The organism is Shewanella sp. SW1 (assembly GCF_025653545.1).
GTDB classification, from domain to species: domain Bacteria; phylum Pseudomonadota; class Gammaproteobacteria; order Enterobacterales; family Shewanellaceae; genus Shewanella; species Shewanella oncorhynchi.
In genome coordinates, this window is record NZ_JAKKSG010000007.1 from 96,946 (window position 1) to 110,528 (window position 13,583).

At 45.3% G+C, this 13,583-nt stretch carries 13 protein-coding genes and 1 pseudogene; all 14 read right to left on the reverse strand.

The annotated features are described in order from the left end of the window. Positions 1–196 precede the first annotated feature (196 nt). A pseudogene (locus L5M71_RS08135) lies at positions 197–786 on the reverse strand (Maf family protein). Between the two features lie 2 nt (positions 787–788). After that, a complete protein-coding gene (gene mreD / locus L5M71_RS08140; RefSeq protein WP_105251286.1) occupies positions 789–1,277 on the reverse strand; it encodes a rod shape-determining protein MreD in 489 nt (162 codons plus the stop codon). Next, positions 1,277–2,281 (reverse strand): rod shape-determining protein MreC, encoded by a 1,005-nt coding sequence (mreC, locus tag L5M71_RS08145; RefSeq protein WP_263148058.1) that lies wholly within the window; start codon positions 2,279–2,281, stop codon positions 1,277–1,279. The genes mreD and mreC overlap by 1 nt, the downstream gene beginning before the upstream one ends. A 44-nt stretch (positions 2,282–2,325) precedes the next feature. Further along, complete coding sequence (locus L5M71_RS08150) at positions 2,326–3,375, reverse strand: rod shape-determining protein (RefSeq protein WP_105251284.1); 1,050 nt, start codon at positions 3,373–3,375, stop codon at positions 2,326–2,328. Positions 3,376–3,715: 340 nt separating this feature from the next. Then, positions 3,716–7,423: a DUF6701 domain-containing protein gene (locus L5M71_RS08155; protein WP_263206872.1), complete on the reverse strand. Its 3,708-nt coding sequence runs from the start codon at positions 7,421–7,423 to the stop codon at positions 3,716–3,718. A gap of 64 nt (positions 7,424–7,487) precedes the next feature. Beyond that, the gene (locus tag L5M71_RS08160; protein WP_263206874.1) at positions 7,488–7,967 is read right to left on the reverse strand and encodes an MSHA biogenesis protein MshP; all 480 of its coding nucleotides are present in this window, start codon (positions 7,965–7,967) and stop codon (positions 7,488–7,490) included. After that, positions 7,957–8,814, reverse strand: a complete 858-nt coding sequence (locus L5M71_RS08165; RefSeq protein ID WP_263206876.1) for a PilW family protein — start codon at positions 8,812–8,814, stop codon at positions 7,957–7,959. The genes L5M71_RS08160 and L5M71_RS08165 overlap by 11 nt, the downstream gene beginning before the upstream one ends. Further along, positions 8,814–9,368 (reverse strand): type II secretion system protein, encoded by a 555-nt coding sequence (locus L5M71_RS08170; protein ID WP_263206877.1) that lies wholly within the window; start codon positions 9,366–9,368, stop codon positions 8,814–8,816. Before L5M71_RS08170 ends, L5M71_RS08165 begins: the two co-directional genes overlap by 1 nt. Continuing rightward, on the reverse strand, positions 9,358–9,846 hold the full coding sequence (locus L5M71_RS08175; RefSeq protein WP_263206879.1) for a type II secretion system protein: 489 nt from the start codon (positions 9,844–9,846) through the stop codon (positions 9,358–9,360). Before L5M71_RS08175 ends, L5M71_RS08170 begins: the two co-directional genes overlap by 11 nt. 172 nt (positions 9,847–10,018) lie before the next feature. After that, the gene (locus L5M71_RS08180) at positions 10,019–10,537 is read right to left on the reverse strand and encodes a type II secretion system protein (protein WP_263206882.1); all 519 of its coding nucleotides are present in this window, start codon (positions 10,535–10,537) and stop codon (positions 10,019–10,021) included. A gap of 13 nt (positions 10,538–10,550) precedes the next feature. After that, the gene (locus L5M71_RS08185) at positions 10,551–11,057 is read right to left on the reverse strand and encodes a type II secretion system protein (RefSeq protein ID WP_263206884.1); all 507 of its coding nucleotides are present in this window, start codon (positions 11,055–11,057) and stop codon (positions 10,551–10,553) included. A 64-nt stretch (positions 11,058–11,121) separates the two neighbouring features. Further along, positions 11,122–11,739 (reverse strand): prepilin-type N-terminal cleavage/methylation domain-containing protein, encoded by a 618-nt coding sequence (locus tag L5M71_RS08190; protein WP_105251278.1) that lies wholly within the window; start codon positions 11,737–11,739, stop codon positions 11,122–11,124. 76 nt (positions 11,740–11,815) lie between these two features. Beyond that, positions 11,816–12,310 (reverse strand): MSHA biogenesis protein MshF, encoded by a 495-nt coding sequence (locus tag L5M71_RS08195; protein ID WP_263148047.1) that lies wholly within the window; start codon positions 12,308–12,310, stop codon positions 11,816–11,818. A 50-nt stretch (positions 12,311–12,360) separates the two neighbouring features. Beyond that, positions 12,361–13,581 carry a type II secretion system F family protein gene (locus tag L5M71_RS08200; protein WP_126491075.1) on the reverse strand — a complete coding sequence of 407 codons (1,221 nt, stop codon included), beginning with the start codon at positions 13,579–13,581 and terminating at the stop codon, positions 12,361–12,363. Between the last annotated feature and the right edge of the window lie 2 nt (positions 13,582–13,583).

Genomic DNA, 13,583 nt, shown 5'->3' on the forward strand with positions numbered 1-13,583 from the left:
TTTAAGCGACTGGTATTCACGACTCACCCCATTCGGGAAACTAGATTAATTAATCGAAGTTACAAACTCTCTAAGCATGAAAACCGAATAAAGGAACAAGGTCAACGTCATTGGAGTACTCGATTCAGAGCCCTAAACGCCAATAAGGTTCATTCTAACCTCAAGCCAAAATCGCAATATAAGCAACCAGCAGCAGTTAAATAAAGCCAACTTCGGCTAACAACTCACGCGTTTCAACCAGAGGTAAACCTACAACGCCAGAATAACTGCCTTCAATTGCAGCCACAAAGCAACCGCCGAGCCCTTGAATGCCATAACTGCCCGCCTTATCCATGGGCTCTTTTGAAGCCACATAAGCCTCAATGTCAGTTGTCGATAAAGCGCAAAAACGCACTTGTGTTTCAACTAAGCGCACTGAGGTTTTTAAGGTTGAGTCAGACTCGCCTGCTTTGTAGGTCAGTGCCACAGCCGTCATCACAGTATGCGTTCGGCCAGACAGTTCACTGAGCGTTTGCTTAGCATCGGCCACATCCAGCGGTTTACCTAATATTTGATTTTCAAGCACTACGATAGTATCAGAACCTAATACAGCAGGCTGAATGCCAGTCCAGCTTGGGCTTTTTCAGCGGCTAAACGTCGTACATAATCCCTTGGCGCTTCGCCCTGTTGCACAGTTTCATCAATATCAGGTGCCACTTGCGTGAAACTAAACTCAGGACGACCGAATCCAATCTGTGCCAATAATTCTTTGCGACGTGGCGAAGTTGAAGCTAAAACTAAATCCACAGTTAACGAACCTTATAATGACGTCGAACCCGACGTAAAATCCAAAATATCCAAGGCCAGATCACTAATCCTGAAATCGCAGGTAAAAATAGATCTGTTTTGAAAACCGCCTCTTGCATCACAAATTCCACCCAGTAAATCACTAAGTGATAAATACAAATCAGTAGCATGATCACTAACGACTGCTGCCATTGAGGGAAGTTTCGCAAACGCTGGCAATGCAAGATAGCGATATAAATAACCAAAGACATGGCTAAAGAGCGCACACCTAAGGTGGCTCCCAATAAAATATCTAATACTAGGCCTAAAACCCATGCGGTTAAGATGTTGTATCTGTGGGGTAATGCGATAGACCAATAGAGAACAATCATTAATAGCCAGTCTGGACGCCAAGCATCAACAGCACTTGGTAAAGGCATGATCTGGCTGATCACGCCGATAAATAATGTCACCCAAACAATAAAGCGCCCATTGGCGGCCTGAAAACTCATTAATGCACCTCAGCCACAGGAGGAGTGGTTTCCGTTGACGGTTTGGTCGCAGGCGCGGTCACAGGTTTAGAAGCCTCTGCTGGCGTGACACTTCCGCCAGCAGGAACAGCGCTATCTGCTTTTGATACATTATCGCTCGATGAATGATCCGCAGCAGGCACGGTAGGCTGACTCGGTAAAGTCACACCTGAATCGGGGGATGGCCAAATCAACAATAAATAACGAATACGATCTAACGCCGCTAAAGGCTGGGCGGTGACTCGAGCGTAACTTTGACCATCTTCAGTCAACACTTCCATAACCCGCGCGACCGGATAACCTTCCGGGAAACGATTCCCTAAACCTGAGGTGACCAGCAAATCGCCGACACGAATGTCGGTACTCTTGGCCACATGGCGCAGCTCTATTTCATCTAGCTCACCCGTACCATTGGCAACAAGGCGCACATCATTACGGGTGATACGCACAGGTAATCCGTGTGATACATCGGAGAGCAATAACACCCTACTGGTCATTTCACTGACTTGTACCACTTGGCCAACAACCCCTTGGGCGTCGACCACAGGCTGCCCAACAAATACACCACTGCGTGAACCATGGTTTAACACCGCATAGTGATGGAAAGGATCGCTAGCCACCTCCAATACTTCAGCCACCATTTTGCGCGAATCAAGGTAGGCTGGTGAGCCCAACAGTGCGCGTAAACGTTCATTTTCTTGGCGTAAGTGTTCGAAACGCTGTAAGCGTTCACTCATCAGCAGTTGCTGCCTGAGCAGCTCTTTATTCTGCAACGCTAACATATTGCGGGTGGCAAAACTTTCAGACGACCAGTCAAGCGCAACACCGGGCACGCTCGCTAAATACTGCAATGGACTAAAAAAAGAGGATAACGATTGCCGTACAGGATCGAGGCGATGATTAGCCACGAGCAAAGCCACCGACAAAATAATTGCCAGTGTCAGACGGAATTGGTTTGAAATACCACGAACAAAAATTGGCTTCATAGGAAAGCTAAGGCGGTGATTAACCGCCCCATACCGAAGTTAAATTAGGTTTCTTCGGAGAACAGATCGCCGCCGTGCATATCAATCATTTCGAGGGCTTTACCACCGCCACGTGCTACGCAGGTCAATGGATCGTCCGCCACCATTACAGGAATTCCGGTTTCTTGCATTAATAAACGGTCTAAATCACGCAATAAAGCGCCGCCGCCAGTTAACACCATACCGCGCTCAGAAATATCTGAAGCTAATTCTGGTGGAGATTGTTCTAACGCCACCATCACAGCACTTACGATGCCAGATAATGGCTCTTGTAAGGCTTCTAAAATTTCATTGCTGTTCAGTGTAAAGCTACGAGGTACACCTTCTGCCAAATTACGGCCGCGGACTTCGATCTCGAGCACTTCATCGCCAGGATAAGCAGTGCCGATAGTGTGCTTGATACGCTCAGCCGTAGCTTCACCAATCAAACTCCCGTAATTACGGCGGACATAGTTGATGATCGCATCATCAAACTTATCACCGCCGATACGTACTGAAGACGAATACACTACACCATTAAGTGAAATAATCGCGACTTCAGTGGTACCACCACCGATATCCACCACCATAGAGCCGGTCGCTTCAGATACGGGTAAACCCGCACCAATCGCAGCTGCCATTGGTTCTTCAATTAAATACACTTCGCGAGCACCAGCGCCCATGGCTGATTCACGAATAGCACGGCGTTCTACTTGAGTAGCACCAACGGGTACACACACAAGCACGCGTGGACTTGGACGAAAAAAACTATTGTTGTGCACTTGTTTAATAAAGTGCTGCAACATTTTCTCCGTCACATAAAAATCAGCAATGACACCGTCCTTCATTGGGCGGATAGCTTGGATATTGCCAGGCGTTCTGCCTAGCATTTGTTTAGCTTCTGTGCCGACCGCGGCAACAGATTTCTGACCGGAGCCACTACGCTCACCACGTATAGCAACAACAGAAGGCTCATTGAGGACTATGCCTTCGCCACGAACATAAATTAATGTGTTAGCTGTACCCAAATCGATCGATAGATCATTAGAAAAAATGCCGCGTAGCTTCTTAAACATGTAACTAGCCTGTATTCTGTGGAGTCAGAAGAAAAGAAAAATCAGCTAACTTTATCAATGCCACCCTGATTCCACAAGACCGATGAGGTTAACAATCGCTAATGAGGTGATTTTTTTTCAAATCGCCACGTAAAAAACAGTATTTAAGCGGAAAATACTGTTTATTGACGATAATATCAGCAACAAAAAACGAGTGAACACACAATTCAGCAACAAATATCAAACTAAGGCATTGCATTTAGAATCTGTTATAAGCGTTTTCGTCGACTTCCAATAAGTGAAATGGCAGCCCATTTCAAGGGAAAGCCTGAGTTCAATTTAATGAGAGAAAGAACTCAGATTAGTTTACCTCACGCCAATAGATTATTTTGTCATGCCCTCGGTAGCGACCAAAATACGCGCTCGCCCGCGGTTCAGTAAGATCTGCTGGTGATACACCATTCCAATTCCAGTACCATTCTAGCCATGGCTGCACATCCAAGGGCGCAGTCACTTGGCCGCGGTATGGCAACCCACTTGTTGTAACGGCTTGCCAGAGCAACTCAAATTGGCCAGCTTGGAATGTAGCAGTCCCGCCAGAACGCACAACACTTTGTCCCGCCACTAAGTCGGGATCAAAATTGTAACCCAGAGCGGAATGATCAACCTGCGAACCCAAAGCATACACTGCCGTTGTGCAGTTATCGGCAGTATTTAAGGCCCAGCTGCTGCCATTCCAATATTCGGCTCGAGTCCGCATACGCAGTATTTCTGTCTCAGGACCATAGGTGTTATCCATCACCACACGGCCATGACGAAGGGTTTGAGTGCTGATTTTCTTAGCATTACAGTTAGTGCAAGTGCCTGTAGATGCCGCATCCATGTCTGGTGAGGCCACATAGCTGTAAAGCCCATTCGGCCGAGGATCGTTATCCATCAATTGCACGCCAATATCGAGCAGCTCGAAGGGGCCATCCTGATACAGATTCGTCGCCACATTTGGGGTCACCCGACTAAAGTTAGCTTGGTAAGAAGCATCGACCGTCGCCACACCTTGATTCCAACTATCAGCCTTTATAGGTAAGGCACTTAAGCGACTCTGTAAATCAACACCATTATTGTTGTTTTCTCCCACCAGTTTTGCCGTGGCAAGGGAAAATGGCGGGAAATAGTTTTTCGTTATATCCCCCCCGATATTTAAAGCACTGAGCTCCATCGACATAGGGAACAGCTGATCCATATAGCTAAAGCCGCCACAGGCAGGTATGACCGATACGTTACTGATTAAAAATCTATCGGGCACAAAACGGCCAATATTAGCTGAATATCCAATTGGAATATTTAAGCTGCTTGCCGTCCCTAAATAATTTGGGCTAGCCTGCGCTGCAATTTGGAATACTCCAACTTCGCTGATGGTCTGATTGCTGATGGTATTGAGATTATTGGCCTGCGCCGAGTGGCTGTAGGATGCCACGCCTAACGCCCCATCAAGTCCGCCGTTGGCAATGCTTGGCGCAACGACTTTACTGGCAAGCTTCATCTGCGCATCACTAAAGTTAGGCGTGGGTAAGTTGCCCGAACAAAAGTCCTTATCGTCGTCTTTTTCCCATGCCATTGCTTGTACTGTCATACCGAAACTTTGTCCGGCTTTACGGTAAGCATTGCAGTTCATATTCGCACTTGGGCAACTGGCACTGGCATCCATGGGTTTGACGCACAAACCCGCAGGCACACTGACAAATTGATTCGAGCCTGTCATCACTAAGCCTTGCTCGTTGCCACTGCCGATATATTGGGCATCGAGTTGTAATTTGCCCGCATCGGGATAATTCACTGAAATGCTTGCTTGTCCGTTGGTATCAAACACTAGATTCAGTGCCGTAGGCGAGGCACTCGATGTGCCAATTGCCATATTGTTGATAGTGACGGCCTTAGGTGAGATAGGCGCGCTTGGCGTTTGGTAACTGCTCCAGAAATTCAGCGTTTTGGTCTGGCTTTGGAAACTTGGGACACACTGCTGAGTCTCATCGGATTTGTTCACAGCTTTGACCAACACATTAATAGGTTTATTGGCCAATTTATCGGGCACGTCGAAGATAAACCCACTGTCGGCGAAAGCCAGTGAGCAAGCATTCTCGCTCAAGGATCCCGAGCCAACTCTACAAAGGGTTTTGCTTAATGGTTTAGTGGTGGGATTAGAGCCTTTTACACCCAAGGTCACTTTACCTGGGATATTACGTCTTAACTGTAACTGAGTACTGCCATTACTAAAACTCACTTGATTACCGCCAACCCATATTCCTTCGGAGGCGGATTCGGGTAACAAGGTCGCCGTCAAAGGATCGGTAAAGAGCTGGCTACAACTGGCGTTGGCACAGGCTCGAATCGTCACGGTTTCGGGATTACAGGTTAATCCCTGCCCGGTATGATCAAACTCAAAATGATCGATTTGGGCGCCAATAGGGTTAGATTTCAAGGCACAAATTTGCACATTATCAATTTCATGATTGTTATTTGAGCCACCAGTAGATCCCGTAAGTGACATCAAGAAGTCACTGGGGGTCGCCGCTTGCCCTGATTGTGCAATCGCATTAAAAGCAGGGATTAAGGTGACAAACCCCGACCCCGTATTACGTTCAACCTTCACTATCGACTGGCCCGAAACCTGCGAATCTATAGTAATTTTATATCTATAGGCTGGCGAGACATTGTTACCATCGACCGTGGGAGATAAACAGTTGCCATTGGTATTACTGCTGCCATTGTTACAAGTCCCCTTCAAATAACGGTATCCTGAGGTACCAGTACCAGAGCCACGCACCGCAACAGATTGACGACGTTGGCCGATATTAGAACTGCCGCCTTCGCCGGAGAAGTTACCAAACTCATCGATCCCAATACCCAACCAGCCGCCAGCAAAGCCGCTAATGCCGGGCTTAAATCCATAACCTAAGGGGCCGCCAAAGGCACCGGGCTGGGGCGTAATGGCGGCATCTGATAACACCACTGCAATTCCATCGGCACCAGTACCACCATAGGCATAGTGATCGAACTGGATCTCGACTAAGTTATTGGCTGCTGGGAATAATCTTTGATAGGTCGAGGCGGTGGATTGATCTGATTTCGCTTCTGTTAAGCGCATACGCCCACTAACAACCGAAGGAGTAAACGAACCACTACTACGTGAAACCACCCAGTCATTGCTTAAAGCACCCAGAGAGAAACTATCATTAAAGCACTGTAAAACGGGCGCAGGATTACAATTTGGAACAACATCAATCTTTGCAGCATTATCATCAAATTTAATACTACTGTTGCCACCTAAACTAATATTTCTTGCCGTAATAGCTCCTTCTAAATAAGAACTACCGTCTAGCACCGCATTTCCTTCTGCAACAACATAGGATTTAAGAGATGCCCCTCCATTGAGAGTGAAATTTGAATAGCTATAAATGAGAAATTTTTCTGGCTGTCCAATGGTATTTAAGTTGTAATGTCTATAGTTATTCTTAATAAAAAATGACACAGTACCAGTTGATGGAAAGACCAGAGTTACACCGTCATTAATAGATAAAGTTTCAATCCAATATTGCCCTGCAGCCAGTTCGATTCGACCCGAAGTAGCTGTAAGGGACTTCATTTTATATATGCCACCATCACTCACAAAACGAATTGTCTTATCAGAACCGCCCTCCAGTAAAATACGATTATATTCACCTTCAACGATATCAATTTTTGTATTATTCCATGTTGGAGGGCCGACATTTACAGCACTTGAAGATGAACATTGAGAGAAATCAATACGATTAGAAGGTAAAGTTGCAATATAATCTCCAGCACGGCACCAACGATAGGAGTTATTAGATGTTACACACAAATCGTCAAAGCTGTTTCCTCCTTGAAAATAGTTATAAGTTGGCAAGTCACTATACCAACGACCAGCATTATTAGGGGCATTGTATAAATAAGAACTGTTGAAGGTAATTGAACCGTTTCTATCGTAATTGTTTACACCTTCTATAAATGTTTTAGTCCAATCGGCTTTCACCAAATGGGATGTGAATGCCATGATTAGGGGCAAAAGGATTAATGGGAATTTGGCTATTATTTTGTTAAATATCATTTTTGATAGCTTAGTTGCCACGGGCTTCTACCTCAACTTGTCGACTTACACGGGTATCACCACTCTCGCATACCGCTTGGCTCTTAATGTGGTACTGGGAGAAAGACCCCACAAAATACCGCGTACATTGCAAAGTCACGCTACAGGCATGAAAACCTACCACATCGGGTGGCGCCCAAGCGCTATTTGCCGAACAAACGCCCACGTCACCATTTAGCGGGAATAATTGTGCCAGCGCGGCATCGGCGCCACTGTTCGCCGCCGCAAAGGCACGGGTTCCCCATACTTCTTGGGTGAGCCCAGTATCACCGTCTTCCACAATATTGATCAGTGCCGATGCCAGCAGAAACATCACGGTAATCACAAACACGCCAATGATTAACGCACTACCACGCTGGCGCTCAGGCAAAGCGTAAGATTTTGATCTTGATAGTGATGATCTGGATGCTGAATTACGCCCTATCGAGCGACGCTGTGAATTAAGGAACATTGATCACCTGCACTTGATGTCGATATTGGAACGTCTCACCATTGACATTAAATCTTGGCTGCAAGTGCACCATGGCATTATTGACTAAACTCGATGGCGTTAAGATCAACGGCAAGTCATTACTATTATCGAGACGATTCGCCACACTTTGCGCCATTAGCACGCCCGTGCCCATAGTGGCTGGATTTGGTTGAACGGTATTAAAGTTATAACCAGCATAACGCAATAATTGTAATTCATTGCCGCTTGGCCCCTTTTCAAAGCAATAGCTCACTGGACTCGAACCAAAATAGATCCTTTGTCGTGGTGATGCTTCGGCAAAACGTGTTGGCGCAGTAAAAGTCAGTGTCACTTGATTAGCCAAGGTCAGAGGAGGCGTTTTAACCTGTGCTCGTTTTTGTCTCGCGCTGCTATACACATCGGCATCAACCAAAGGATAAATCCAAGCAAATTGATTCTCACTAATCTTATTCTCATCCTGATTTCTATCAAGAATCACGATCCCAGTACTCGCAGCCGCAGCGGGGATTATTGGCATAGTGAGATAAGTCGTGCTGGCCTCGATCGGCACAAATTCAACACATTGATAGGTCAGCGAATCGCTATTAAGACGCACACTGTTGGGCAAAGCACTACGTAGCTCACGAGTCATTCGCTCAACAGCAAAACGGCTCTGACTGAGCACTTGATCGACTGAACTCGACTCAACAAAAATCCGCGTACCAAAAATAATAAAACTACTCACCCCGACCACGAGAATCCCCAGAATCAAGATAACAGTGACCATCTCGACCAGGGTAAAACCTAGTGTGGATTTTTTATTAATCGTAGATAAAGGTGAGGCCATCAGTAATTACTCCTCACCATATTGTAAGTAATCACTTCGTTGTCCGGCGTAGTCACATTAATGGTGACTAGCTTAGTATTAGGCGCAGGCCCATAGGCGACAGTGACGTTTAAACGATAGTTAGGATAAGCAGCGGCATAGGTTTGGGTTGAGTTGAGCATAGTCGCTGTTTCATTTAAGCCGTTGTAATCATCCACATCGTTAAAGTCATTACGACTCTCACCCACCTCAGGCCCCAAGGAAGTGGAACAATTACTACCGAGCGGACTACCACAGGCTGGCGTGCCACCATTGGCATTGGTGTTTTGATCGTAACGTTTACCCCAGATTTCATTCATCACAGAATGTGCAAGCTCAGCACTGCGTACTCTATGTAAGGTACTGGCCGCACGATCAGCTTGGGGGAATAACATGCTGGTTAGCATCACTATTGCAATGGCAATCACCAGCATGCCAATCACTAATTCGATAAGGGTAAAACCCTGCTGTGGTTTGGCTTTTTTGGATGCTTTTATTGATTTTTTTATTGAAAACAGTAGAGGATTAATTCGCATAAATATAACCCTCGCTGGAGACGTTAATCATCACAGTGTCATTAGCAATCACATTAATGCATGGCCCATTACAAGCCAACGAAGTGCTACCATCGATATCGAAATCGAGGCTAAAGTCGCTGCTGTTAGGGCTTACTAGCACTAATTGAGCACCACCTTGAAAAGCTTGGGTATAAAGCGGGTTTGGCGATAATGCTGTACCAGAACAAACCGCCTCATTTCGGGCAGAGAATTGACTCACTTGATAACCAGTGGCTGAGACGGTTACACGAAAACACCTGTCAGTATTATTGAGCGCTTTTTGCTGTACTTGACGCAGCTCGCTAATGAACTCGTTACGTAGGCTATAAGCACTGTAGGAAGACTGGGTAAACAGGCGAGGCAGTACAACCACAGCAAGAATTGAAATCAAGATGATGGTCGTCACTAATTCGACTAAGGTAAATCCGGCCTGTTTTGACATAGAGAAGTTAAGCATCGCTCGGGTTAATTGCTGATTTCAAGTGCTAGGTTCAGTTTCTGCCAACAGTATGATTAACGCAAATAAATGTCGGTAAATTCTTGGCGGACTCATTTCTTCAAAATCATGTAAGAACCGCATTTTACCTAAAAAAAAGGCCTGCTAGGCAGGCCTTTAAGTATTAATAGACTTAACAGCCTGTTACTACAGGAGTCACTGTAATTGGACCGTATGCAGTCAAACCATTTACGTACTGAACATAACACTGTCCTGCAGGCGTAGCTTTAGGACTGATTTGTCCTTGAGGATAGAAATAAATGCTCTTACTTGCACTATCTTCCAGATAGATCCACTCACTTGATGTTCCGCTAGCAGCTGTTGCGGCCTTAATATCCAAAGCATTTTCCAAGGAACCTGTCCATACAGGTGTTGCATGTCCATAGTTAATCAAAACTGTTTTACCTGTAGATACACTAACAGATGGCGGGGTTGTGGCTGTTGAAGCAACTGTATTATTACCTGCAATTAATGACTTTGAGTTGATAAGCGTATCCGCACCTTTAATTGCAGCTTCTAAACCTTTAACGGTTGAAGCTCGAGCATCTGATTGCAAATTGATAAATTTAGGCGCCGCAGTAACAGCCAAAATCCCTAAAATAATAATAACAACCACTAATTCAATTAATGTAAAACCATTTTGCTTTTTCATTTGCAATCCTTACTTAACAACCTGATGACTCAACATGATATTTAGGAAGATTACTAGAATCAGCCTGTTTGTATTCAACCCAACATTTAACCGTATCTGAAGGCGTCAACTTTTTAGGATGAATTATTGCTGGAGTTGTAAGCGTCGTTGTGACCGCTGGCGCATCATCAATAGTCCACTCAGTTGTGGTATCTAGATCAAGTACAACAGCCATATCTACTGCAGTTTGTTTAAGATATCCATAAACACCGTCAACTTTAACATCGTCAGCTACATCAGAATTACCTTTATCATCGATGATAATGCTAGATGTCGGCTTGCTCTCCACCCCCTGAATAGCCGCCTTAGAATAAACGAGTGAATTAGCACCTTGTAAAGAGGCTTTAACACCATTCAAGGTAGACGCGTATGCATCTGACTGAAGATTAATAAACTTAGGTGCCGCTGTGACAGCAAGAATACCTAAGATGATGATCACTACTACTAATTCTATTAAGGTAAAACCTTGTTGTCTTTTCATTCTTAATTACCTATTCAATAACTTTACAAAAAAGTTGATTAACTTAAGCATGACGCTTTAGTTTCTATGGTACAAATGGCGTTTGGGTGAAACTTAATACTCTGCCTGTGCCTGGGTTATACACTATTCCCTTAGCACCTACCGTTGTTAAATCAGGGGCAGGAGTGGGTACACCATTCGTTTGATTTAGCACCAGTGAAGCCACTTGGTGATAAACACATAAATCTAAACCTGCGACGACTGCGCCAGTAATTGAGTTAGCACTGCCGCCTGCGGCGTTAATAACACGAGCGGTATAACGTTGATTACGTGCATCTTGGTTAAATAATACGTTACGTGGAGCACTCTGCAACACAGTGTTAAACACTTCTTGGCAACTGGCATTTGTCATAGCTGTCGCACTGGTTACTGAAGTTCCCGTTGGATAGCCAAAACGTGTATCGACATTTACTGTGTTACCGTCGAGGATAACGCTGCTATTTTGACGCCCATCAACTTCCCACTGAGAACGCACAAAGCTAACTGCAGTCGATAAACCACCCGCAACACCGTCAACACTGGCATCTTCAGCATCATCGGTGACATTTAAGAATCGTGGAATCGCAGTTGCGGCGAGTAAACCCAAAATCACAATCACAATCACAAGTTCGATTAATGAGAACCCTGTTTGCTTAGTTTTCATATATATGTCCCCAGACCTCAGAAATTTTATTCTAACAGTTAAATCAATTTTAAAAAGCCATTGAGTTAACAATATTTTACGGAGCAGTCAAAAAAATGACCCTGCCAGAGTTCAGTTGATAGCCTAAACTATCGCCATTTTTAGACCGATAGTGGCAGCTATTATCCTTAGCCAAATAATCCGCCTCTAGACCTAAATTATCAGTTTCAGCGCCCATTAACTGTTGCCACAAATCTTGGCAGCCTTGATCATTTAAGTGCTTAGGTTGTGGCCATCCTAAATCATTGATATCGACAACACTCGACTCAGTTTCTGGGGAGGGATTATCAAATACCTCCCAGTTCAACTGCAATTGCGCCGGCTTACCCAAAGACAACCACTGGGAACGCACCATCACCAGCACATTTAAAAAACGAGCGTGTTCCACTTCCAATCCACGAGCCGCTATTTGCGGTAGCGTAAAAAAGTACTTAGCTCCGATCACCGCCATGATAACCAATACAATTCCAATGGCGATCATACGTCCATAGATACGTAATAGATCGCTTTCAGCCTTTTGCTGAGTCTGCATTTAACCTCAGTCCCACGTATAAGATAGGAAATAAATATTATCCATATCGCTTACTTACCGCCTTTGACCACATTGAGCATATCCCACATTGGCAGGTATATCCCTAAGGCCAACACTAAGACAATCACGGCCACAAAACCGATCAAAATTGGCTCCAATTTCGCGGTGAGGTTCTTTAAATCATAGTCTACTTCGCCCTCATAGAAATCTGCCGCATCATTGAGTAATTGATCGATTTGCCCCGTTTCTTCGCCCACAGCCACCATTTGCAGCACTAGTGGTGTAAATAACTTGCTCTGATTCGATACCCTCAGCATAGAGTCGCCAGACTCTATGCCACGGCGCATACCGACTATCTTGTCGTGCATGTAGGCATTATCTACCGCGTCGGCCACTAAACTTAAGGCCTGCGTCATCGGTACGCCCGCACTGAGCATCATAGAGAAACTGCGACAATAACGGGCTAACGTCGAACGCTCAATAATCGACCCTACGGCGGGAATGTGTAACTTCCACTTATCCCACTGCTTCTCGCCTTTTTCCGTATGGTGCCAGTAACGAATGCCAATGATAGTACCAATCAGCGCCACCAACATCAGCGCCCAATAATTCACGAATAGATTTGATGTACCAATCAACACTTTTGTCGCCCACGGCAAGTCGGCGCCAAAACGAGAAAACATCTCAGCAAACTTAGGGATCACCATGATATTGAGGATCACCATAGCGAGCGCAATCGCAATCAATACAAACATGGGATAACGCATGGCCGATTTAATTCGTCGCCGCGTCTCTTGCTCACGCTCGATATAACCTGAAAGTTGAATGAAGGCATCTTCTAACTTACCCGTGTTCTCCCCCACGTGCACCATAGAAACAAACAAAGAATCAAACACATCGGGATGTTGATTCATGGATGATGACAAGGGGCGCCCTGCGGTGAGCTGCTCAGAAATATCATTAAGCGCATCTTTCATTCGCTGGGAATGCGCCGTTTCAGATAAGCCTGCAATCGCCCGCAAAATAGGAATACCAGAACGGGTCAAGGAGTACATTTGTCGGGTAAAAATCTGTAATTCTTCTAACGCGACTTTCCCACCAAATAACTTAGTCAGTGAGAACGACTTAGCCACTTTGGCGACTTTGACTTCAAGGGGGATAATGCCACGCGCCAATAGCATGTCAGCAGCGGCACTTTCCGACGCGGCATCCAATTGTCCCGTAACGGATTGACCTTGACCACTGCGTCCACGGTATTGATAAATTGGCATAA

What these genes read in the sequence shown, in the direction of transcription:
- mreD (WP_105251286.1), bottom strand. Translation starts at nt 1,277, where the DNA reads ATGAGTTTTCAGGCCGCCAATGGGCGCTTTATTGTTTGGGTGACATTA.
- L5M71_RS08155 (WP_263206872.1), bottom strand. Translation starts at nt 7,423, where the DNA reads ATGGCATTCACATCCCATTTGGTGAAAGCCGATTGGACTAAAACATTT.
- L5M71_RS08185 (WP_263206884.1), bottom strand. Translation starts at nt 11,057, where the DNA reads ATGAAAAGACAACAAGGTTTTACCTTAATAGAATTAGTAGTAGTGATC.
- L5M71_RS08195 (WP_263148047.1), bottom strand. Translation starts at nt 12,310, where the DNA reads ATGCAGACTCAGCAAAAGGCTGAAAGCGATCTATTACGTATCTATGGA.
- L5M71_RS08200 (WP_126491075.1), bottom strand. Translation starts at nt 13,581, where the DNA reads ATGCCAATTTATCAATACCGTGGACGCAGTGGTCAAGGTCAATCCGTT.
- L5M71_RS08180 (WP_263206882.1), bottom strand. Translation starts at nt 10,537, where the DNA reads ATGAAAAAGCAAAATGGTTTTACATTAATTGAATTAGTGGTTGTTATT.
- L5M71_RS08150 (WP_105251284.1), bottom strand. Translation starts at nt 3,375, where the DNA reads ATGTTTAAGAAGCTACGCGGCATTTTTTCTAATGATCTATCGATCGAT.
- mreC (WP_263148058.1), bottom strand. Translation starts at nt 2,281, where the DNA reads ATGAAGCCAATTTTTGTTCGTGGTATTTCAAACCAATTCCGTCTGACA.
- L5M71_RS08190 (WP_105251278.1), bottom strand. Translation starts at nt 11,739, where the DNA reads ATGAAAACTAAGCAAACAGGGTTCTCATTAATCGAACTTGTGATTGTG.
- L5M71_RS08165 (WP_263206876.1), bottom strand. Translation starts at nt 8,814, where the DNA reads ATGGCCTCACCTTTATCTACGATTAATAAAAAATCCACACTAGGTTTT.
- L5M71_RS08170 (WP_263206877.1), bottom strand. Translation starts at nt 9,368, where the DNA reads ATGCGAATTAATCCTCTACTGTTTTCAATAAAAAAATCAATAAAAGCA.
- L5M71_RS08160 (WP_263206874.1), bottom strand. Translation starts at nt 7,967, where the DNA reads ATGTTCCTTAATTCACAGCGTCGCTCGATAGGGCGTAATTCAGCATCC.
- L5M71_RS08175 (WP_263206879.1), bottom strand. Translation starts at nt 9,846, where the DNA reads ATGCTTAACTTCTCTATGTCAAAACAGGCCGGATTTACCTTAGTCGAA.